Here is a 22,155-nt window from a genome sequence, read left to right on the forward strand (position 1 = left end):
GGCCGTGGCCAGGACCCGGCGGAGGCGGGCGCGGACCGGGCGGGGCCAGGCGGGGGGTGGAGGGCGGGTTGCCAGAACAACAGCGCGTAGCGGGGGGGGCATTCGGCTTAATTTCCGCGTTCCCCCGGTCCGCGCCGAGGCTTGATCACCGACGCTGGAGTCCCCATGTACACAGAGAAACAACCGCCGAGAGCCGGATTACCTTCGGGCGCAGCAACACCGGGCGCGGCGAGCGACAGCACGCAGTTGCGTAAAGTCGCGCTGTCGAGCCTGCTCGGCACCGTCCTGGAGTACTACGACTTCCTCCTCTACAGCACCATGGCCGCCCTGGTCTTCGGCAAGCTGTTCTTCCCGTCGTCGAACTCGGCCGCCTCCACCATCGCCGCCTTCGGCACGCTCGCCGCCGGCTACGCGGCCCGGCCCATCGGCGGCGTCCTGTTCGGTCATTTCGGTGATCGGCTCGGGCGGAAATCGATGCTGATCGTGACCATGGTGATGATGGGCGGCGCCAGCTTCATCATCGGCCTGCTCCCCGATTACGGGTCGATCGGTGTGCTGGCGCCGATCCTGCTGGTCGCGATGCGCCTCATCCAGGGCATCGCGATCGGCGGCGAATGGGGCGGGGCGGCACTCATGGTGATCGAGCACGCCGACAAGGATCGTCGCGGTAAATGGGCGGGGATCATGCAACTCGGCTCCCCGATCGGCTTCCTGCTCTCCACCGTGGTGGTCATGGTGGTGACCATGCTCCCGGACGAGAGCCTCTACTCCTGGGGCTGGCGCCTGCCCTTCCTGCTCAGCGGTGTGCTGGTGGCCGTCGGCCTGTATGTGCGCCTGGGTGTGGTGGAGAGCCCGGTCTTCCGGGAGGCCCTGGAACAGGCCGAATCCGAGTCCGAACCGAAAGCCGCAACACCGCTGGTCCAACTGCTGCGCAACCCGCGCCCGCTCATCCTGGCGTGCGCCGCCGGAATCGGGCCGTTCGCGCTGACCGCGCTCACCACCTCGCACATCATCGCCTACGCCACCGATACCGGATACGACGAATCCGAGGTGATGCGCACCCTGGTCGCGATGTCGGTGGTATCGCTGGTCTGCATTCCGTTGTTCTCCGCATTGTCGGACCGACTGGGCCGCCGGACCGTCACCATGGCCGGCGCCCTCGGCGCCGTGGTTTTCGCACTCCCGTTGTATGCCTTGGTGAACACCGGTTCGGTCCTCTGGCTGACCGTCGGCCTGCTGATCGCGCAGGTGGTGCAGAACCTCATGTACGCACCGCTGGCGCCCCTGCTGGCGGAGATGTTCGGTACCGAGATGCGGTACACCGGTGTATCACTCGGCTATCAGATGGCGAGCCTGATCGGGGCCGGGTTCGGTCCGCTGATCGCGAGCAGTTTCGTCGCCTCGACAGGTGGCTCCAGTCTGCCGCTCAGTGCGATCATCGGGGTCACCGCGCTCGTCACCGCCACGGCGATCTGGCGTATGGCCGAAACCCGCGGGCGCGATCTGACTGCGGAGTTCGTTCGCGGGTAGGTACTTGCGTGGGCGCGGTGAGCGCCGGGAGGGACGCCGGTCACCGGATCGAGCCGGCGTCCACCAGTGGCGGCGGTGCGCCGACCGACAACGGCGGGAGCTCGCCGTCGTAGCGTTCGGCCTCCACCAGACAGCTGTTCGCGGACGGGCCCTGGGCCAGTGAGCTGGTGCCGATATCGTTGGTGACCGTATTCGGGTTGCCGTGCACATCGAGTGATTCGGGGTCGGAGGGGTCCAGCGGGTCGTACCAGGCGCCGGTCGCCATATGCACCACCCCGGGGCGCACCGCATCGCTGATCCGGACGCCGGCGAGCAGGGCGCCGCGATCGTTGTGGATCCGGGCGATATCGCCGTCGCGCAGCCCACGCGCGGCGGCATCAGCGGGATTCATCCGCACCGGCTCGCGCCCGCGAACCTTGGCTTCCCGGCTGGTGACGCCGTGATCGAGCTGGCTGTGCAGGCGGGTCGCGGGCTGATGGGAGAGCAGATGCAGCGGAAAACGCTGTGCCGCCGGGCCGCCGAGCCATTCCCGCGGCGGGAACCAGGCGGGATGGCCGAGGCAGTCCGGATAGCCGAATCCGGCGATGGTCCGGGAGAAGAGTTCGATCCGGCCCGACGGAGTCCGCAACGGGTGCCGCTGCGGATCGTCGCGGAACTGTTCGAGAACATGACGGGACTCCGGGAGCTGCGGCCGCAGATCGAGGGGCCCGCCGGCGCGGAAATCCGCGTACTCGGGTAATCGGATACCGGCGGCCGCCGCATTGTCCACGGTGGTGCGCCACAGCTGTTCCACCCACTGCTGCGCGGTCCGCCCTTCGGTGAAACGCTCTGCGAAACCGAGTCGCTCGGCGAGACCGGTGAAGATCGCGTAATCGTCGCGTGCCCGGCCGTACGGTGCGAGGCTGCGGTGCATGGGCGTCAACCAGTGATCGGTGCGTCCACCGGTGAAATCCTCCCGCTCCGCGGACGCGGTGGTGGGCAGCACGATATCGGCCAGCCGGGCGGTCGCGGTCCAGCTGATCTCGTTGACGATAATCGTGCGCGGCCGCGACCAGGCCTGCCGCAGCCGGTTCAGATCCTGGTGATGGTGGAACGGATTACCGCCGGCCCAATAGATCAGGTCGATCGGCGGATAGGTGAGGGTCCGCCCGTTGTAGTCGACCGTGCCGCCGGGGCGTTCCAGCATCTCGGTGAGCCGGGCGACCGGAACGATATCGGCCACCGGGTTTCCCGGCTGCGGCAGCACACCGATCTCGAAGGGCAGATGGCGGCGCTGCATATTGTTGGTCATTCCCACCCCGGTACCCATGAGCACCCCGCCGCCCGGCAGCCCGATATGGCCCAGCGCGGCCGCGAGCGCCCACGCGGCCCAATAACACTGCTCACCGTGCTCGGCACGCTGCAGGGCATACGGCAACCCGATCAGGCAGCGTTCGCGTGCCATCAGCCGGGCCAGCGTGCGGATCTCCGCTGCCGGGATCTCGGCGAGTTCCGCGGCCCATTCGGGTGATTTGGGTATGCCGTCGCTGCGGCCGGTGAGGTACTCGGCGAGCCGGTCGAAACCGGTGCAGTAGCGATCGAGGAAGGCGCGGTCGTGCAGGTCTTCGGTGAGGAGGGTGTGCAACAGGGCGAGCATGATCGCGGCGTCGCTGTGCGGGCGGCACGGTATCCAGCGGGCATCGAGGGCCGGGTCGCAATCGTCGCGAACGGGTCCGATATGGACGATATCGATACCGGCTTCCCGCAGCGCGGTAAGGCTGTCCGGGCCCGGATGTGCTCCCATACCACCGGGGTTGACCTGGGTGTTGCGTTGTGGGGCGCCACCGAAGAACACGATGCGGGCACAGTGCCGGGTGATCTCCTCGGTAGTGGGCGCCTGCCGGGCGGCGACGTAGGCGTTCATACCGAGGACGTGGGGAATGAGCACCTCGGCCGCCGCGAACGAATAGGTGTCCACCGAGGCCGTGTAACCCCCGAACAGCTGCAGGAAGCGGTGGACCTGCCCCTGGGCGTGGTGGAATCGGCCGGCCCCGGCCCACCCGTAGGAACCGCCGTAGATGGCCCGGTTACCGCCGGTCGCGCGGGCCGTGCGCAGTGCCTCGGCGGCGATATCGAGCGCCTCGTCCCAATCCACCTCGACGAAGGGTTCGCGCCCGCGGAGCGTGGGGTCGGCAGCGGCCCGGTCGCGGTAATAGTCGAGGCGTATTGCCGGTCGGGCGATGCGGTGGGCCGGATCGTGCAGCGCGGCCAGCGAGCGCCCGATGGGGGAGGGGTGCGGGTCGTCGCCGTGCGGTGTCACCGAGAGCGTCCCGTCGGCGGCGGTGTCGACGAAGAAGTTCCCCCAGTGGGTGGCGGTGGGTCGGGCCCGTGTCATCGTCATCCTTCCCGGCGCCGCGGGCCGGTCACCCCGCCGGCGGGGTGCGGGTCCGGCCCGCGGTCGCCGTCTGCCACGCCCGAACCTCTCGGTATCCGGCGCGTCTCGTGGTCAAGTGTGCACGCGGGGCCCGGGTACCACGTATGCGCGTCCGGAAGCGTAGGGATTGCGGACGGGTCCGCGACGCGCAGGCCGGTGTGCCTGCACGGGCCGGCGGTCGTTCGTCTGGTCGGGGCGGGGTCGTGTCGGTGGACGGCGGGCACATTGCTATCTTGAACGACGTTCAAGCTCGGGTGTTGCGAAGGATGGCGTCATGAACGGTGTCGAGGACTCGCGGGCGCCGAAGACTCGCTCCACGTCGCGGGATATGGCGCAGATCGCGGTATTCGCCGCGCTCATCGCCGCACTGGGTCTGCCGGGCGCGATCACGGTCGGCTTCAGCGGGGTGCCGATCACCGTGCAGACCCTCGGCGTGATCCTCGCCCCCGCCGTACTGGGAGCGCGAAAGGGGACCGCGGCGGTCGCGGTGTTCATCGCGCTGACGATCATCGGCCTGCCGCTGCTGTCCGGCGGCCGGACGGGACTCACAGCGCTCGCCGGCCCGAGCGCCGGCTATCTTGTCGGCTGGATACCGGCCGCCCTGGTCATCGGCCTGCTCACGGCGCGGATCGTGCCCAAGTACCCGCTGGTGCCCGCACTGCTGATCAACGCGGTCGGCGGAGTCGCGGTGATCTACCTGTTCGGCACCCTCGGCCTGCTGCTGCGCACCGATCTCGGAGTGCTCGCCGCGATCCAGGCCAACGGGGTTTTCCTGCCCGGTGACCTGCTGAAAGTGGTTGTCGCCACCATCGTGGCCAAAGGTGTGCACCGTGCCTACCCGGGGCTGATCCGTGGATAGCCGCATACTCGGCGGTGCCGCGGCGGCACCCGCACTCGACCTCGGCGGCCGCACCCTCACCTACGCCGAACTCGACCGCGCCGTCGATCACTGGATCGACCGGCACCCACCGGGACCGCACGGTTACGACGCCTCCACGCTGCCGGTCGCCGACGCCCTCGTCTGTATCTGCGCGGCCGCGCGGCTCGCGGTGCCGGTCGCCGTCGAGGATCCGGCCGCCCGCCCGCACCGATCCGCCTGGCCTGCCGAGGCGTTCCTGCTGGTCGCCACCTCCGGCTCCACCGGCCGCCCGCGGCCGCTGGCCCGTACCGCCGCCTCCTGGTACGACAGCTTCCCGGACTTCACCGAGATCGCCCGGGTGACCCCGCAGGATCGCGTGCTGCTCACCGGCCCGCTACACGCGACCATGCACCTGTTCGGCGCCCTGCACGCGCTGTGGTGCGGTGCCTGCGTCACTGATGATCCGGCGCAGGCCACCGCTGTGCACGCCGTTCCCGCGGTCCTGCGCGAGCTGGTACCGCGGGCGCCGCGGCTGCGGACCGCGATCGTGGCCGGTATCGCGGCCGATCCGGGGGCGCTGGCCGCGGCTCGCCACCTGCGCGTCGTCGAGTACTACGGCGCCTCCGAAGTCTCGCTGGTCGCGGCCCGGGAGGTCCCCGCAGCCCTGCGTGTGCTGCCCGCGGTCGAGACGCGAATCCGGGACGGCTTGCTGCACGTGCGGTCCCCGTACACCGTGCTCGACGCGCCGGAGTGGTTCTGCGTCGGCGATATCGCCGAACTCGGCGCCGACGGTGAATTACGGGTGCACGGCCGTGGTGACGCGGTGATCAATGTCGGGGGCACCACGGTCGTCGCCGAGGATGTGGAGCGGGTACTCGGCGGTATCGACGGCGTCGCGGTGGCGGCAGTGATCGGCAGCCCCCACGCGGTGTTCGGCGAAACCGTCACCGCGGCAGTCCAATTGGATGGCGCCGAGATCGACGAGGTCCGGCGGCGAGCGCGCAGACTGCTCACCCGGGAAGCGATGCCGCGGCGCTGGGTTCCGGTCCGGGAAATGCCCACCACGGCCGCCGGGAAAATCGCCCGCGGCCGGTTGAAAGACTTGCTCGTATGAACCTCGACCCCGTTGTCGTCGCCGCCCGGCGCACCCCCATCGGCACGGCCGGTCACGGGTTCGCCGATCACACCGTCACCGATCTGGCGGCGCCGGTGCTCGCCTCCGTAGCCGGGACGCTGCGCGACGCGGGCGTGGACCTGCCGATCGACGATGTCGTCCTCGGTAACTGCCTCGGACCCGGCGGCGACCCGGCGCGCGTCGCCGCACTACAGGCCGGCCTCGGTACACAGGTGCCGGGAGTGACCGTCGACCGGCAGTGCGGTTCCGGGCTGGACGCAGTGATCCAGGCGGCGCTACGGGTCCGCAGTGGAGCCGACCGGCTCATCCTGGCCGGTGGCGCCGAATCGGCCAGTACCGCGCCCTGGCGGTTCTGGCCGCCGGTGGCCGGCGCCGACCCGGTGCGCTACACCCGGGCCCCCTTCGCCCCGGCCGGTTTCCCCGACCCCGATATGGGTGTCGCCGCCGATGATCTGGCCCGGGTCCGGGGGATCTCGCGGGAACGTCAGGACGAATACGCGGCCCGCTCGCACACACTGGCCGCGGCCGCGGATTTCAGCCCGGAGATCGTTCCGGTGGCCGGGGTGAACCGTGACGAGCGGATCCGCGCCGGGATGACCACCGCGCGCCTCGCCCGGCTGCGGCCCGGTTTCGGACCCGACGGCACTGCGACCGCCGGAAACTCGTGCGGTATCTCCGACGGTGCGGCCGTCGTAGCGGTGACGACCGCGCAGGAGGCGGCCGGGCTCCCGGCGCTGCGAATCGTGGCCACCGCCGTCGCCGCCGGTGACCCGGCGCTACCCGGCCTCGGCCCGGTACCGGCGATCCGCGCGGTCCTGCACCGCGCCGGTCGCTCGGTATCCGATGTGGGGGTAGTCGAGATCACCGAGGCCTTCGCCTCGGTGGTGCTGGCGGTTTCGGACGAGCTGGGTCTCGACGAATCGCTGATCTGCCCCGACGGGGGCGCGATCGCCATGGGCCATCCGTGGGGTGCCTCGGGCGCCGTCCTGCTGGTGCGGCTGGCGAGCCGCATGCTGCGTCCGGACGGTCCGGAACTCGGCCTCGCCGCTTGCGCCATCGGTGGCGGTCAAGGTGTCGCGATGCTGGTGGAGCGTGCGGCGTGAGTGAGATCGTTTTCGATTCGGTGCACCATTCGTTCGGTGAGCGGCGGGTGCTGCGGGGGATCGATCTGCGGATCGAGGAACGGCGCGTCGGGATCGTCGGTGCGAACGGATCGGGGAAATCGACCCTGGCCCGCATGATCAACGGCCTGCTCACCCCGGCATCCGGGACCGTGACTGTGGACGGCGTCGATACTGCCCGAAAAGGGGCGAAGGTGCGGCGCAAAGTCGGGTTCGTGTTCACCGACCCCGACACCCAGATCGTCATGCCCACGGTCGCCGAGGATCTGGCGTTCTCGTTGCGCCGCAGCGGTCTGGCCAAAACGGAGGTCGCCGCGCGCGTCGCCGAGATCCTCGACCGGTTCGGCCTCGCGGGGCATGCGGAGCATCCGTCGCATCTGCTCTCCGGTGGGCAGAAACAATTGCTCGCCCTCGGCGCGGTGCTGATCCGCCGGCCGGAGGTGATCGTCGCCGACGAACCCACCACTCTGCTGGATCTGCGCAATGCCCGGATCATCGCCGAGGCGCTGGACGCCGTCGATCAGCAGGTGATCGTGGTGACCCACCAGCTGTCGCTGCTGGCCGGATTCGACCGGGTGATCGTCATCGACGACGGTGCGGTCGCCTTCGACGGCGATCCCGCCGCGGCGCTCCCGGCCTATCGGGAGCTGGTCGAGTGATCGGGCTGTACCGGCCGGGTGATTCGCCGGTGCACCGCACACCGGCGGGGATGAAACTGGTGCTGCTACTGGTACTCATCACGGTGGCCACGGTGTTCGTGCGCACCCCGCTGCAGCTGGGTGTGGCCGCCCTGGTCGCGGCAGGACTGTTCGCGCTGGCCCGGATCCCGTGGCGCGTCGCCGGGGAACAGCTGCGCCCGATGGTGTGGATGCTGGCGATCATCGCGGTCTTCCAGGTGCTGACCACCTCACCGGCGCGGGCGGTCGTCGTGTGCGGGTTGCTGCTGTTGTCGGTGGCGCTGGCCGCGCTGGTCACGCTCACCACCCGGGTCACCGACATGCTGGACGCGATCACCCGGGTGCTGGGGCCGTTGCGGCGGGTCGGCGTGGACCCGGACCGGATCGGGCTGCTGCTGGCGCTGGCGATCCGCTGCGTCCCGCTGCTGGCGACGATCGTGCGCGACGTCGCCGAAGCACGGCGGGCACGAGGCCTGCAATGGTCGATGACCGCGCTGGTCACTCCCGTGCTGGTGCGCTCGTTACGGACCGCCGACGCGATGGGGGACGCGCTCGCGGCCCGCGGGGTCGACGATGACTGAACTGCTCGCGCAACGTATCGCACGGCAGGTGCTGTCCCGGTCCGTGGCGCCGGCCGTCCGTACCGCAGACGAGTGCATCGATTACTCCGGGTTCTGGGCGCGGGTCTCGCGGACCGGCGCGGGCCTGGCCGGTATGCGGCGGGTCGCGGTACTGCCGACCTCGGATATCGACTCGCTGGTCACGGTGGTGGCGGCCATGCGGGCCGGGGTGTGCGTGGTGCTGTTGCACCGGCATCTGTCGCCGGACCAGTTGCGGCGGGTGCTGACCGTGACGCAACCCGGCGCCGTGGTGGCCGTGGCGGCGCAGCATCGGCGGTTGCGGCGGATGGGTTTCGACGGCGTACCGCGCACCGCGGCCGAGCTGGAGTGCGCCGGGGCGGCCGGCGACGCCCGGCCCGACTCCGAACTGCTCGTGGGTGTCACCTCCGGAACCACCGGAGAACCGAAACTCTTCGTCCGGGATCAGGCCTCCTGGGCGGCCACCCTGGACCGATCCGACCGGACCTTCGATATCGGGCCGGGCGATACGGTCGCGGTGCCCGGGGTGCTGGACCACACCCATTTTCTCTACGGCGCCCTGCACGCCCTGACCCGCGGCGCGACGGTCGATCTGCGACCGGTCGTGGACGCGCTCGACCTCGGTGCGACCCACCTGTACTCGGTGCCGACCCTCGCCTGGGATATCGTGCGTTCGGCGAGCGGTCCATACCCGGACGTACGGGAAGTGCTGTCCTCGGCGGCGCGATGGCCCCGGAACGGGCGGGCCGCGCTGCGCGAAGTACTGCCGAATGCGGCACTCACCCATTTCTACGGCGCCTCCGAACTCAGCTTCGTCTCCTTCGACCGTGGTCTCGGCGCAGCCGGATCCGGCGGCGATCATTCGGTGGGGGAGTTGTTCGACGGGGTCGAGGCAGAGATTCGCGACGGCCGGGTGTTCGTGCGCAGCGATATGGTTTTCCGCGGTTATCTCACCGAGGCCGGTGTCGTGGACGGCCCGGTGGACGGGTGGGTTTCGGTGGGGGATCGCGGTGCCCTGGACGGCCGGCGGCTGCGGTTGTCCGGCCGGGACAGCGAGATGTTCATCCGGGGCGGTTTGAATGTGGAACCGGCGGCAGTGGAGGCCGCCCTGACCGCGATCCCCGGTATCACCGAGGCCGCCTGTCTCGGCGTCGCGGACGACCGCTGGGGCCAGGTACCGGTAGCCGTGGTGGTGGTCGACCGGCGGGCCCCGGAGCCCGCGGAGATACGCCGGCGATTGCGCGCCGTACTACCCGGTCCGAGTGTGCCGGTGCGGATTCGGGTGCTCGACGCGCTCCCGCGGACGCCCCGCGGCAAGGTCGACCGCCCGGCGCTGCTCGCCACACTCGACGCGCACGGGCGCAACGACCAGGACTCGCCGTGACACGTTGCGGTTTTGCAGCGATTGTCATTTTCGACGCGCCACATCTATTGCCAAGCTTGGGTAGTTCTTTACTATAAGAGGAGTTGACGAACAGTTTCGCCGCGCGCTGGTCACCGGGTTCCGGCCATCCGCACCGGTTGTGTTCGTCTACTCATAATCTCCTGCTCTGCAAGTGTTTTCGGCAGTATTCGGGTTCGGAAGCGATCGGACGATGTGGTTCGGTGAGATATCACCAGCAGTGGAGGCGCCCTCTCAGGCTTTGCTAAGTCTTTACTATTACCGTGGCTACGGTTTAAGTCTCGGCCCGTTGTCGTGCCGAGGACCTACTTCACCGCGAGATGCCGGTTCGCGGTCTGTGCCCGACTGGACATATTGATCGTCAACCGACCTCGGCTCCGGCCGAGTCGGCGAAGGAGAACGATGGCAACCAGAAGCCCGAATCCCCCTGGTACACAACCTGGTCCGGACCCGGAGGGCCCGCCACCCGCCGGGTCCGGGAGCCGTTTGAGATCCCCCCGCATCACGTCGATCCTGCGCCATGACGTACCGGCCTCGATCGTGGTGTTTCTCGTCGCGTTACCACTTTCGATCGGTATCGCGATCGCCTCCGGCGCCCCCGTCGCCGCCGGGCTCATCGCCGCCGTTATCGGCGGTATCGTCGCCGGTTCGCTCGGCGGCTCCGCACTGCAGGTGAGTGGCCCCGCCGCGGGCCTCACAGTGATCGTCGCCGAATCGATCCATCAATTCGGCTGGAAGGTCACGGGTTTCATCGTCGTCGCGGCCGGTGTCCTTCAGATCATCTTCGGGCTGAGCCGGATCGCCCGCGCGGCACTGGCCGTGGCGCCGGTGGTGGTGCACGCGATGCTCGCGGGTATCGGTATCACCATCGCCCTGCAACAGTTACATGTACTGCTGGGTGGGGAATCCAACAGCACCGCCTGGAACAACATCACCGATCTTCCCGCGCAACTGCTTTCGCTGCACGGGCCCGCGACACTGCTCGGCCTGGTCGTCATCGCCATCATGCTCGGCTGGAAATACCTGCCCGAACGAGTCCGGGTCGTTCCCGGGGCCCTGGCTGCGATCGTGGTGGCCACCGTGCTGTCGCTGGTGCTGTCCATGGACGTCAAACGGGTCACCATCGACGGTTCGCTGTTCGACGCGATCGGCCTGCCCGAACTGCCCCGAAGTGACTGGGCCGCGGTCGTCGTGATGATCCTGACCTTCGCGCTGATCGCCAGCGTGGAGAGCCTGCTGTCGGCCGTCGCGATCGACAAGATGCATACCGGCCCGCGCGCCGATTTCGACCGTGAGATGATCGGCCAAGGATCGGCGAACGTCCTGTCCGGCCTGCTCGGCGGCCTGCCCGTCACCGGTGTCATCGTCCGTAGTTCCACCAACGTCGCCGCAGGGGCGCGCAGCCGCGTCTCGGCCGTCCTGCACGGGGTCTGGCTGCTGGTCTTCTCGGTGGCCCTGGTCTCGCTCGTGGAACAGATCCCGCTGGCCGCACTGGCCGGTCTGCTGATCGTCATCGGCGTGCAGCTGGTGAAACTGGCCCATATCCGGCTCGCCCATCGCACCGGCGACCTGCTCGTCTACGCGGTCACACTCCTGGCAGTGGTATTCCTGAACCTGCTCGAAGGCGTGCTCATCGGCCTGGCCCTGGCCTTCGCGCTGCTGATCTGGCGCGTTGTACGGGTCGCGGTCACCGCCGAACCGCTCGGCGGTACCGACCGCTGGCTCGTCCGGATCGACGGTTCCTGCACCTTCCTGTCGCTGCCGAAGCTCTCCACCACCTTCGCGAAGGTGCCGAAGGGCGTTGCGGTCACCGTGGAGATGACCGTCGACTTCCTCGACCACGCGGCCTACGACGCCATCACCGACTGGGCCCGCCAGCACGAGAGCAACGGTGGCACGGTCGATTTCGTCGAAATCGGGGAAGCGCGGATGGCGCGTGCGGAGGAAGCACCGCCGTCGCGCAGCCTCGGCCGCGTGGTACTCGACGACGTCCTCGGGCCGTGGCGGGTCGGTCGCAATGGGTCGGCGGACGGGTACGGCGACAACGATGATCCACTGGTCACCGGTATCGCCGCCTACCACCGAGGGCACGCGCATCTGATGCGGCCGCACCTGGACGAACTCCGCGACGGGCAGGACCCCGACTCGTTCTTCCTCACCTGCTCCGACTCCCGGATCGTGCCCAATGTGATCACCAACAGCGGCCCGGGCGACCTTTTCACCGTGCGCAATGTCGGCAACCTGGTACCCGAACACGGGGACGCTTCCGTCGAAGCGGCCCTCGTTTTCGCGCTCGAGAAACTCAACGTCCGTTCGCTGGTGGTGTGCGGGCACTCGTCCTGCGGGGCGATGGGCGCCCTGCACTCCGGTGAATCCGCGGGCCCCGGAATCGACAACTGGCTCGAACACGGGCAGGCCAGTCTGACCCGTTACCGCGCCGGTCACGAGGTCGGCCGGGCCGCCGAAGCCGCCGGCTTCGGGCCGGTGGAGCAGCTGAGCATGGTCAACATCGCCGTTCAGCTGGAGAATCTGCACCGGCATCCGTCGGTCCGCCGCGCCGTGGAGGAACGCGGGGTCGCTGTCTCCGGGCTGTTCTTCGATATTGCCAGCGCGCGCCTCATCCAGGTCCGCGTGGACGGGATCGCGCCGATCGAGAACGACGGTGTGCTGGAACAGTTACATCGCGAACCGGCGTCGGCCGGGAAGTAACACTCGGTATCACAGCGAGGCCGGGATCTTTACGCACCAGCGGAGAAGGTCCCGGCCTCGGGCGTCTCCGGAAGACTGCCCCGAGCTCCGGGGCAATCTTCCGGGTGCCTGCCTGTCGACCGGGTGCCGACCGGGCGAAGGTGGGGCGCGGCGCTCGGCGTATCCGGTACCGCGGGCTGCGGATCGCATGGACAGCCCGGACCTCATCCGGCTCGTCCCGCCGGTGGCGGTGACCGGTGGGTTCGCCGGGTTCGTTCGCTCGCCGGAGACCGGTACCCGCCAGGCGCGTGTGTGTCGGTGGGGCGCTGGGGGCGGGCTCGGTTCGGTGGGGACGGAATCCGATGGTTGCCGAGTCGGTGTGGGGCCGCTACTCCGCGTTGGGGATCGGGGTGGGAGGCCTCGTAGGCTGGTTCCGTGGAGAAATCTTCCGAGACTGCGGTCGGGCGGGGCGCCGGGAGCGCTGAGGCCGCGTCGACACCGGGTACCGAGTCGGCTGTAGGAGACGACGGCGGGCCGGAGCAGTCGGGCCCCGCCTTCTGGCGTGCCTTCCGTGGGCGGATCGCCGGGCGGCCTACGCTCGAATTGGTCTACCGGGTCGGGGTGGCCATGGTCGGCACGGTGGTGTTCGTGGTCGGCGTGATCACCATTCCGTTCCCCGGACCCGGATGGGCATTGGTTTTCGCCGGTATCGGCATCCTCGCCACAGAATTCGCGGTGGCGCGGCACGCGCTGGTCTGGTTGCGGGACAAATACCGGCGCGGTATGGCCTGGTATATCTCCCGCGGGCCGTTGATGCAGGTACTGGCATTCCTGGCGACCTGCGTGGTGGTCGTGGCCACACTGTGGATACTCGGCACGTTCGGATTGGTTGGCGGCTGGATCGGAATCGAATGGCAGTGGTTGCACAGTCCTCTGATGTCCTGAAACCGGCGCCGGGGCAGATGCTGGCGGACGAATCGTGGCTGGCCGCCCGGATCGCGGACCTCAACGCGTCCTGGCGTACCGATTCGATGCGGGTGGGCGCCACGCTGTGGTGGTGTATGACCGCCTCGGCGCTGGTCGAGCCGGTGGTGCGGGCACTGGCTCGAGAGACTCCGATCGCGGCGCCGGAACTCCACCGGCTGGAGCTGACGCTTCGCCCTGACGGCACGGTCGAGAGGATACGAATCCTCGATGCCGATGCCGATGCCGATGCCGATGCCGAGCGCTCGGGGCATCGGCATCCAGCGGGCTCGCGAACTCCGGGCGACCGCGCCGACGGCACACCGGTTGTGCGGAGTAGCGACCCCCCGGACTCGGAAGAGAGCGCGGCGACCGTCCACGCCCGGCCGCGCGACGGGGCAGCGCACACCAGGACGGGCGATGAGGTATCACCGGAATTCGGTGAAGTCCCGAGGGCACTGCGTGCGACTCTCTCCACAGTGATCGATCGGATAGCCGCCGTATCCGGGGTGCGGACGCCGGCGTTGTGGGCTGTCGTTACCGACGTCGTTGCCAGCTGGGCGGTCGACGCGCGGGCACCGGAGATCGGGCAGCGGCTGGCCGCCGAGCTCGGGCCCGGCCTGCCCGCGCCGCGGTTCATCGATGTCGCGGGCCGGATATTCGTGCGGCGCGCGTCGTGCTGTCTCGTCTACGAGGCCCCCGGCTGCGAGAAATGCGTCAGCTGCCCCAAACGTCCGCCCGCCGAACGGGCAGCGCTGCTCGCGGACTACGCCCGGCGCTCCTGACGCCGAACAGCAGGTTCTCGGCACCGGGCCACGCTCCTGACGCAGACTCTCGGCACGGTCCACGCTCCTGGCACAGAGCGGTACACGGCGGACCTGTGACGACGCGCTGACTCCCGTCGCGCCGGTGTAGCCCGCCGATCGTTCCTTGTGTACCTCGCCGCCGACCAGGCGCACGCCGACCTGCGGCAGGCACCGGGACGCGGCCGCCGCCGCCGATGACCCACCGCGAATGTCGTGACTGTCCGGGGGCCGTACCGGGTGTCCCGCCCGGTCCATCGACACGCGTCCGGGTGTGTCCCGATAGCATGGTCGCGGCCGGGCACTGTCCGGTTACCGATCGACGGACGAGCCGTCACCGAACCGGGGCAGCCGGGAGGGGCGGGCCGTCCGAAGCCGAGCGAGCCGGAGCGGATCCGGCCGCGGAAACCCGAGGAGAGCGCCACCGTGACCACCACAGCCCCCCGCAGCCCAGTCACCCCCGTCCGGGTGCCGGCCGGGACTACGGCGGGCGCCGCGGTTCGTGAGGCGGGTTTGCCGACCAAAGGCCCGGATACCGTGGTGGTCGTCCGGGATGCCGCGGGTGATCTGAAGGATCTGTCCTGGGCGCCGGAACTCGATACCGAGGTCATCCCGGTTGCCGCGAACACCGAGGACGGCCGCAGCGTGATCCGGCATTCGGCCGCGCATGTGCTCGCGCAGGCGGTGCAGCAGGAGTTCCCCGAGGCGGTGCTGGGCATCGGCCCGCCCATCAAAGACGGCTTCTATTACGACTTCCGGGTCGACCGCCCCTTCACTCCGGAGGATCTGGCGAAGCTGGAAACCCGGATGAAGAAGATCGTCAAGGGCGCGCAGCGCTTCTCCCGGCGCGTGGTCGAGGTGGATCAGGCACGTATCGAACTGGCGAAGGAACCGTTCAAACTCGAACTGATCGGGGACAAATCCGGGATCGACGATCCGGAGATCATGGAGGTCGGCGGTAACGAGCTGACCATCTACGACAATCTCGACCCGCGCAGCGGCGAACGCGTCTGGGGCGATCTGTGCCGTGGTCCGCATATCCCCACCACCAAGTTCATTCCGGCCTTCAAACTGACCCGCAGTTCCGCCGCCTACTGGCGCGGCGACCAGAACCGCGAAGGCCTGCAGCGCATCTACGGCACCGCCTGGGAATCGGCGGAGGCGCAGGACGAATACCTGACCCTGCTCGCCGAGGCGGAGAAGCGCGATCACCGCAAACTCGGTGCGGAACTGGATCTTTTCTCGTTCCCCGACGAATTGGGTTCGGGCCTGCCGGTGTTCCATCCGAAGGGCGGCATCATCCGCAAGGAGATGGAGGACTACTCGCGCCGGCAGCATGTCGAAGCGGGCTACGAATTCGTCAACACTCCGCATATCACCAAGGCGCATCTGTTCGAGACCTCCAAACACCTCGAGTGGTATGCCGAGGGCATGTACCCGCCCATGCATCTGGACGCCGAACTCAACGAGGACGGCACCGTCCGGAAACCGGGGCAGGACTACTACCTCAAACCGATGAACTGCCCGATGCACAACCTGATCTACCGGTCACGCGGCCGGTCGTATCGGGAGCTGCCGCTGCGGTTGTTCGAATTCGGCTCGGTGTACCGGTACGAAAAATCCGGTGTGGTGCACGGCCTGACCCGTGCCCGTGGCTTCACCCAGGACGATGCGCATATCTACTGCACCCAGGAACAGGTCGTCGAGGAACTGACCGGCACCCTGCGGTTCGTGCTCGACCTGCTGAAGGCCTACGGCCTCGACGATTTCTACCTGGAACTGTCGACCAAGGACCCGGAGAAGTACGTCGGCTCCGACGAACTGTGGGACGAAGCGACCGAAACCCTGCGTCAGGTCGGGGAGGCCTCCGGGCTGGAACTCGTCCCGGATCCGGGCGGCGCCGCGTTCTACGGCCCGAAGATCTCGGTGCAGACGCGGGACGCGCTGGGCCGCAACTGGCAGATGTCGACCATCCAGCTCGACTTCTTCGAACCCGGCCTGTTCGAACTCGAATACACCGCCTCCGACGGCACCAAGAAGCAGCCGGTGATGATCCACCGCGCGCTGTTCGGGTCGATCGAACGCTTCTTCGGGGTCCTCACCGAGCATTATGCGGGCGCGTTCCCGGCCTGGCTGGCGCCGGTGCAGGTGGTGGGAATCCCGGTTGCCGACACCTTCGTCGAACACCTCGACGGTGTGGTCGCGCAGTTGCGGTCGGCCGGTGTCCGCGCGGAGGTGGACCGCGGTGACGACCGGATGCAGAAGAAGATCTTCAACCACACCGCGCAGAAGGTGCCGTTCATGCTGCTGGCCGGTGCGCGGGATGTGGAAGCGGGTGCGGTGAGCTTCCGGTTCCGTGACGGAACCCAGGTCAACGGGGTACCGGTGGCCGATGCGGTACGACTGGTCGTGGACTGGGTGCAGCGCCGGGACAACACCTCACCCACCGCGGAATCGGTACGTCCCCTGGTGGACGGTGCGGGTGGTGCGCCCGAGTGATACCGGGTCCGCCCGGGCGGGGAAAGGGTATGGATTATGAGTGAGCGCACGGTGCCGGACGGTCTGACCGGATCGGAAACCGAGGCGGCCGAGCGGGCCGAGGAGATCGTGGACCGCGGTGCGGGTGAACCGGACCGGTTGCAGCGGTTGTGGACGCCCTACCGGATGTCCTACATCGCGGAGGCCGCCACGACCGCGCCCAAGGGGGCGACCGGTCATCCCTTCACCGATATCCCCACCATGTCCGATGAGGACGGGCTGGTCGTGGCCCGTGGCGAGCAGGTGTACGCGGTGCTGAACCTGTACCCCTACAACCCCGGGCACATGATGGTGGTGCCGTATCGCCGGGTGGCGAATCTCGAGGACCTCACCGCCGCCGAGGCCGCGGAGCTGATGGAGTTCACCCAGCGCGCCATCCGGACCATGAAGAAGGTGTCGCGGCCGCACGGTTTCAATGTGGGACTCAATCTGGGTGGGGTCGCCGGCGGCTCCCTCGCCGACCACCTGCACCAGCACATCGTGCCGCGCTGGGGTGGGGACGCCAATTTCATCACCGTGATCGGTGGAGCGAAGGTTATGCCGCAGCTGCTCCGCGAAACCCGGGCCCTTTTGTCGGCGGCCTGGGAGGAGGCGTAGATGCCGCGACCTTCGAGGGCCGCGCAGACGATGGCAGGAGGCCGGGATGAGCTGGGGGCGTAGGTGCTGAGCATCTTCGGGCGGGCGACCTTCGCCAAGGCCACTGCGCCGCTGGGGAAAGCCCTGGTGAGTACCGGACTGACCCCGGACGCCGTCACCCTGATCGGCACCGCTGCGTCGATCGCGGCCGCCGTCACGCTGTTCCCCACCGGCCACCTGTTCTGGGGGACCATGGTGATCTGGCTGTTCGTCATGTTCGACATGCTCGACGGCGCGATGGCCCGGGCGCGTGGCGGTGGTACCCGCTACGGCGCCGTCCTCGACGCCACCTGCGACCGGGTGGCCGACGGGGCGATCTTCGGGGGCCTGGCCTGGTGGGCGGTGTACCACGAGCAGAGCAAACCGCTGTTCGTCGCCACCCTGGTGGTGCTGGTGACCTCGCAGGTCATCTCCTACGCCAAGGCGCGCGCCGAGGCCAGCGGGCTGTCCGCCGACGGCGGGCTCATCGAGCGGCCGGACCGGCTGGTGATCGTGCTCGTCGGCGCCGGGCTGACCGGTATCGGCGGCTACTGGGGGATCGAATGGCTGATCTGGGCCGTCCATGTGGCCATGTGGATTCTGGCCGTGCTCAGTATCGTCACCGTGGCCCAGCGTGTGCTGGCGGTGCGTAGTTCGCCGGGGGCCCGCGAGATCCTGGGCGCGTCGAATTCGGGAACGGAGCAGCCGTCGTGAGCGGGTGGCGGGCGAATCTGAGTGACCGCGGGTACGCGGCCGGCTGGCGTCTGGTGCGGGCCCTGCCCGAATCCCTGGCGCGCACAGTGTTCGACCGCGGCGCAGATTTCGCGGCGCGTAAAGGTGGGCCCGTGCAGTTGCGGCGCAATCTCGCCCGGGTACTCGGGACCGCGCCGGAAGCGGTGCCCGACGACTTGGTCCGGGCGAGTATGCGCTCCTACGCCCGGTACTGGCGCGAAGCGTTCCGGTTACCCGCCATGGATCACCGGGATCTGGTGGAATCCGGCCGGATCGTCGTCGAGGGCCTCGAGCATCTCGATGCGGCGCTGGCCCGCGGCCGGGGTGTGGTGTTCGTGCTGCCGCATTCGGGGAACTGGGATATGGCCGGGACCTGGCTGGTGCAGAACTACGGAACCTTCACCACCGTCGCCGAACGGCTGAAACCGGAATCGTTGTTCGAGCGCTTCGTCGCCTACCGGGAAAGCCTCGGATTCGAGGTGTTCCCGTTGACCGGCGGTGAACAACCCCCGTTCGGCGCGCTGGCCGAACGGCTACGCGCAAACAAAGTGGTGTGCCTGATGGGGGAGCGTGATCTGACCGGGCGCGGGGTCCCGGTGACCTTCTTCGGTGAACGCACCTGGATGCCCGCGGGGGCCGCGAAGCTCGCTGTCGAAACCGGCGCTGCGCTGATGCCGGTGCACGTCTGGTTCACCGTCGACGACACCGGCCGCGAAGGCTGGGTGGTGCGCACACAGGAACCGCTCGACGTGTCCGGTGGTGTCGCCGCCGCGACCCAGGCGCTGGCCGATTGTTTCGCCGACGGTATCGCCGACCACCCCGCCGACTGGCATATGTTGCAGCCGCTGTGGGAAACGGATCTGTCCGAGGCGCGGCTGGACCGGATCGCCGCCGAACAGGCGCGGCGGGGTAGCAGGCCGGTCGGCTCCGGGGAAGATATCGCCCGATGAAGATCGGCATGGTCTGCCCCTACTCGTTCGATGTCCCGGGGGGCGTGCAGGCGCATGTGGTGGAACTGGCGCAGGTTTTCCGGGAGCGCGGGCACAAGGTGAGCGTGCTGGCGCCCGCGTCGGACAGTACCGAGCTGCCCGATTTCGTGGTGTCGGCCGGACGGGCCGTCGCCATCCCGTACAACGGTTCGGTGGCCCGGTTGTCGTTCGGGCCCACGGCCTATACGCGGATCCGGAAGTGGATCGAGGGCAACGATTTCGATGTCCTGCACATCCACGAACCGAATGCGCCGAGCCTGTCCATGCTGGCGCTGAAGATCGCCGAGGGGCCGATCGTGGCCACCTTCCACACCTCCACCACGAAATCGCTGATCCTGGCCACTTTCCAGGGTGTATTGCGGCCGTATCACGAGAAGATCAGCGGGCGGATCGCGGTATCGGAACTGGCCCGGCGCTGGCAGGTGGAGGCGCTCGGCTCGGATGCGGTGGAGATTCCGAACGGTGTAGATGTGCAGGCGTTCCGCCGGGCGCCGCTGCTACCGGGTTATCCGCGGCCGGGGCGGACGGTACTGTTCCTCGGCCGCTACGACGAACCCCGCAAAGGGATGCAGGTACTGCTCGGTGCGCTACCGGCCCTGGTGGCCCGCCATCCCGACGTCGAAATCCTCGTCGTGGGCCGCGGTGACGAGGCCCGGCTGCGCCGGGAGGCCGGCCCGCTGGCCCGGCATCTGCGCTTTCTCGGGCAGGTGACCGATGCGGAGAAGGCTTCGGCCATGCGGAGCGCGGATGTCTACGTGGCGCCGAACCTCGGCGGGGAGAGTTTCGGCATCATCCTGATCGAGGCCATGGCCGCCGGAACCGCGGTCGTCGCCAGCGAACTGGACGCGTTCCGGCGGGTCCTGCGCGACGGTACGGCCGGTGTCCTGGTTCCGACCGGTGATTCCACCGCGCTGGCCGGTGCGCTCGACGAACTGCTCACCGACGATATCCGCCGGACCGAACTGGTGCACACCGCGACGCAGGTCGTCGGATCCTACGACTGGCCGGTGGTGGCCGAACAGATCCTGCGGGTCTACGAAACCGTGGTGGTCGGCGATCTGCGGGTCCGGGTGGCCGAATGATCACCTTCTCCGCTACCACCGTCCTGGTTCTCGCGTTGATCGCCGCGCTCGTCGTGGCGCTGGGGGTCTGGGCGTACTCCACGGCGAACCGTCTGGACCGCCTCCATGTCCGCACCGACCTCGCCTGGCATGCGCTGGACGGGGCACTGGCCCGCCGTGCCGTGGTGGCACGTGCGGTCGCGGTCTCCCTGTCGGGCCCCGCCCCGCCCGACCCCGCCGCGGACCCGAAACCTGCCGAACTCGTCCGCCGCCTGACCGTCCTCGCCGACCGGGCCGAACGCACCGGCCGGGGGGACCGCGAAGCAGTCGAGAATCAGCTCGCCGTCACCCTGTCGGCCGTCGATATCGCCGGGCTGCCCCCGCAGCAGGTGGCCGAACTCGCCGACGCCGAAGCCCGGGTGCTCATCGCCCGCCGATTCCACAACGACGCCGTTCGCGACACCCTCGCCCTGCGCACCCGCCGTCCGGTGCGCTGGCTGCGCCTGGGCGGTACCGCGCCGATGCCCACCTACTTCGAGATCGCGGAACGCGCCACCCCGGCGGCCGCGACCGGCCTGGACGTCGATACGACCCGGGTCTCGGCGCGGGTCGCGATCCTGGACGAGCAGGACCGCATCCTGCTCATGCGCGGCCACGATCCGATGCTCCCGGAAGTGTCGTTCTGGTTCACCGTCGGCGGCGGTGTCGAACCGGGAGAGAGCCTGCGGGCGGCGGCGGTCCGCGAACTCCACGAGGAAACCGGCTACTCGGCCGATCCGGCCGCTCTCCGCGGGCCCCTCTGGCGCCGGGTGGCCGTTTTCCCGTTCAACGGCGACCTGATCCGCTCCGAAGAACTCTTCTTCGCCCTGCGGGTCACCGAGTTCGCGCCCGAACCCGCCAACCTGACCTATGTCGAACAGCGTTCGATCACCGGTAGCCGCTGGTGTGGGCAGGCCGATATCCGAGCGCTGGATGCGGCCGGTGAAACGGTATACCCGTACCATTTGGACGAACTGCTGCCCGAAGCCGCCCGGGCTGCCGATGCCGATACCGACCCGGAAGTCCGGTCGATTCGTTAGCCCCCCGCCCCGGAACCCCCCCACAAATATGTTGTTCTAGTTTCTCCCCCCCCCGGGGGGGGGGGGCCCCCCGCCCCCCCCCCCGATTCCATTCCGTACCCGGCCTGTAACCAGCTACTCCCGCCGTAGGGAACCGGACCGACCTGAACTACCCCAGGCCTTGCCCCGCCAGGAGCCACCCTATGCCTCGAATCTTCACCCCGACTACCGAAACCACCGGCCCGGCTGCCGTCCACTGGCCCGAACCCAGCCCTCTCGACGACTGGTGGACCGAAATCATGGACGGCGTCACCCCACACCGAAAGCACGACACGACCACCCCACCTTCGCGGCGGAGCCGGACATGAACACCGCACTTGCCGTCACCGTGGCCGTAACCGGACTGCTGTGCGCCGTTGTCACAGCGGCTTGGGGCGCGGTAGCACTGACCTACTGGTGGGAAATGAACACCAGAACACAGCGCAGAGGTCTCCGGATCCGAAAGGCATCGAGCCAACCGGGAGAGCAACAACTCTAGGGGCTGGCCGGCCCGGCCTTGCTGCTGTTCCCCGGTCCCCCACCAGCGCGCGTGTCGAGGGTACGCAGCGTTGTGAGCAGGAACCACAACGTCACGGTCAGCACGCACCCGCCCGCGCCGTACACCAGGAACACCGCCCGGGCCGGGACTGCGCTCGACACGACGCCGGCAACAACGGCGCCCAACGACAGGGCGATGGTGAGTTGCGCGGTCCACAGGCCGGAGACGCGGCCGCGGAATTCGTCCGGGGTGGCGGACTGGACTACGGCGAAGCGCGCGATATCGCTCACTACCCGGCCCGCGCCGTGCGCGACGAGACCTGCGAACACCATCACGGTGGCGCCGAGGAGGCCTGCGCCGGCGATCCCGGCGGCCGAGAGGAACGTGGCCGCGAAGATTACCTGCCCGCCGCGGCGGATCGATCCGGTCCAGCC

The 22,155-nt window shown here is 68.9% G+C and carries 18 protein-coding genes; 16 read left to right on the top strand and 2 right to left on the bottom strand.

Annotated features, from left to right (window positions below):
• Positions 1–165: 165 nt before the first annotated feature.
• Complete coding sequence (locus QH196_RS24300) at positions 166–1,530, top strand: MFS transporter (RefSeq protein ID WP_280418138.1); 1,365 nt, start codon at positions 166–168, stop codon at positions 1,528–1,530.
• A gap of 40 nt (positions 1,531–1,570) precedes the next feature.
• Here the strand turns inward: QH196_RS24300 and QH196_RS24305 are convergent, their stop codons facing one another.
• The gene (locus QH196_RS24305; RefSeq protein WP_280418139.1) at positions 1,571–3,904 is read right to left on the bottom strand and encodes a molybdopterin-dependent oxidoreductase; all 2,334 of its coding nucleotides are present in this window, start codon (positions 3,902–3,904) and stop codon (positions 1,571–1,573) included.
• A 313-nt stretch (positions 3,905–4,217) separates the two neighbouring features.
• On the opposite strand from QH196_RS24305, the gene QH196_RS24310 reads away from it, so the two are divergent.
• The 15 genes from QH196_RS24310 to QH196_RS24380 all read left to right on the top strand — a co-directional run bounded on the left by QH196_RS24310 (position 4,218) and on the right by QH196_RS24380 (position 21,204).
• Positions 4,218–4,802 carry a biotin transporter BioY gene (locus tag QH196_RS24310; protein ID WP_280418140.1) on the top strand — a complete coding sequence of 195 codons (585 nt, stop codon included), beginning with the start codon at positions 4,218–4,220 and terminating at the stop codon, positions 4,800–4,802.
• The gene (locus QH196_RS24315; RefSeq protein WP_280418141.1) at positions 4,795–5,916 is read left to right on the top strand and encodes an AMP-binding protein; all 1,122 of its coding nucleotides are present in this window, start codon (positions 4,795–4,797) and stop codon (positions 5,914–5,916) included. The genes QH196_RS24310 and QH196_RS24315 overlap by 8 nt, the downstream gene beginning before the upstream one ends.
• Positions 5,913–7,040 (top strand): thiolase family protein, encoded by a 1,128-nt coding sequence (locus QH196_RS24320; protein ID WP_280418142.1) that lies wholly within the window; start codon positions 5,913–5,915, stop codon positions 7,038–7,040. Before QH196_RS24315 ends, QH196_RS24320 begins: the two co-directional genes overlap by 4 nt.
• Positions 7,037–7,717, top strand: coding sequence for an energy-coupling factor ABC transporter ATP-binding protein (locus tag QH196_RS24325; RefSeq protein WP_280418143.1), 681 nt, complete (start codon positions 7,037–7,039; stop codon positions 7,715–7,717). The genes QH196_RS24320 and QH196_RS24325 overlap by 4 nt, the downstream gene beginning before the upstream one ends.
• Complete coding sequence (locus QH196_RS24330; RefSeq protein ID WP_280418144.1) at positions 7,714–8,316, top strand: energy-coupling factor transporter transmembrane component T family protein; 603 nt, start codon at positions 7,714–7,716, stop codon at positions 8,314–8,316. The genes QH196_RS24325 and QH196_RS24330 overlap by 4 nt, the downstream gene beginning before the upstream one ends.
• Positions 8,309–9,718 carry an AMP-binding protein gene (locus QH196_RS24335; protein ID WP_280418145.1) on the top strand — a complete coding sequence of 470 codons (1,410 nt, stop codon included), beginning with the start codon at positions 8,309–8,311 and terminating at the stop codon, positions 9,716–9,718. The genes QH196_RS24330 and QH196_RS24335 overlap by 8 nt, the downstream gene beginning before the upstream one ends.
• 420 nt (positions 9,719–10,138) lie before the next feature.
• Positions 10,139–12,445 (top strand): bifunctional SulP family inorganic anion transporter/carbonic anhydrase, encoded by a 2,307-nt coding sequence (locus tag QH196_RS24340; protein WP_280418146.1) that lies wholly within the window; start codon positions 10,139–10,141, stop codon positions 12,443–12,445.
• Between the two features lie 414 nt (positions 12,446–12,859).
• A complete protein-coding gene (locus tag QH196_RS24345) occupies positions 12,860–13,369 on the top strand; it encodes a TIGR02611 family protein (RefSeq protein ID WP_280418147.1) in 510 nt (169 codons plus the stop codon).
• Positions 13,336–14,172, top strand: coding sequence for a (2Fe-2S)-binding protein (locus QH196_RS24350; protein WP_280418148.1), 837 nt, complete (start codon positions 13,336–13,338; stop codon positions 14,170–14,172). Before QH196_RS24345 ends, QH196_RS24350 begins: the two co-directional genes overlap by 34 nt.
• A gap of 444 nt (positions 14,173–14,616) precedes the next feature.
• Positions 14,617–16,689 carry a threonine--tRNA ligase gene (thrS, locus tag QH196_RS24355; RefSeq protein ID WP_280418149.1) on the top strand — a complete coding sequence of 691 codons (2,073 nt, stop codon included), beginning with the start codon at positions 14,617–14,619 and terminating at the stop codon, positions 16,687–16,689.
• Positions 16,690–16,725: 36 nt separating this feature from the next.
• Positions 16,726–17,325, top strand: coding sequence for an HIT family protein (locus QH196_RS24360; protein ID WP_280418150.1), 600 nt, complete (start codon positions 16,726–16,728; stop codon positions 17,323–17,325).
• 63 nt (positions 17,326–17,388) lie between these two features.
• Positions 17,389–18,057 (top strand): phosphatidylinositol phosphate synthase, encoded by a 669-nt coding sequence (gene pgsA, locus QH196_RS24365; protein ID WP_280418151.1) that lies wholly within the window; start codon positions 17,389–17,391, stop codon positions 18,055–18,057.
• Positions 18,054–19,025: a phosphatidylinositol mannoside acyltransferase gene (locus tag QH196_RS24370; protein WP_280418152.1), complete on the top strand. Its 972-nt coding sequence runs from the start codon at positions 18,054–18,056 to the stop codon at positions 19,023–19,025. Before pgsA ends, QH196_RS24370 begins: the two co-directional genes overlap by 4 nt.
• On the top strand, positions 19,022–20,146 hold the full coding sequence (locus tag QH196_RS24375) for a glycosyltransferase family 4 protein (protein WP_280418153.1): 1,125 nt from the start codon (positions 19,022–19,024) through the stop codon (positions 20,144–20,146). Before QH196_RS24370 ends, QH196_RS24375 begins: the two co-directional genes overlap by 4 nt.
• Positions 20,146–21,204 (top strand): NUDIX hydrolase, encoded by a 1,059-nt coding sequence (locus QH196_RS24380; RefSeq protein WP_280418155.1) that lies wholly within the window; start codon positions 20,146–20,148, stop codon positions 21,202–21,204. The genes QH196_RS24375 and QH196_RS24380 overlap by 1 nt, the downstream gene beginning before the upstream one ends.
• A gap of 513 nt (positions 21,205–21,717) precedes the next feature.
• Here the strand turns inward: QH196_RS24380 and QH196_RS24385 are convergent.
• Positions 21,718–22,155: MFS transporter (locus tag QH196_RS24385; RefSeq protein WP_280418154.1), on the bottom strand; the 438-nt coding region annotated here is incomplete at its 5' end.

The sequence above is a fragment of the Nocardia carnea genome (assembly GCF_029868325.1).
Classification (GTDB): Bacteria; Actinomycetota; Actinomycetes; order Mycobacteriales; family Mycobacteriaceae; genus Nocardia; species Nocardia carnea_C.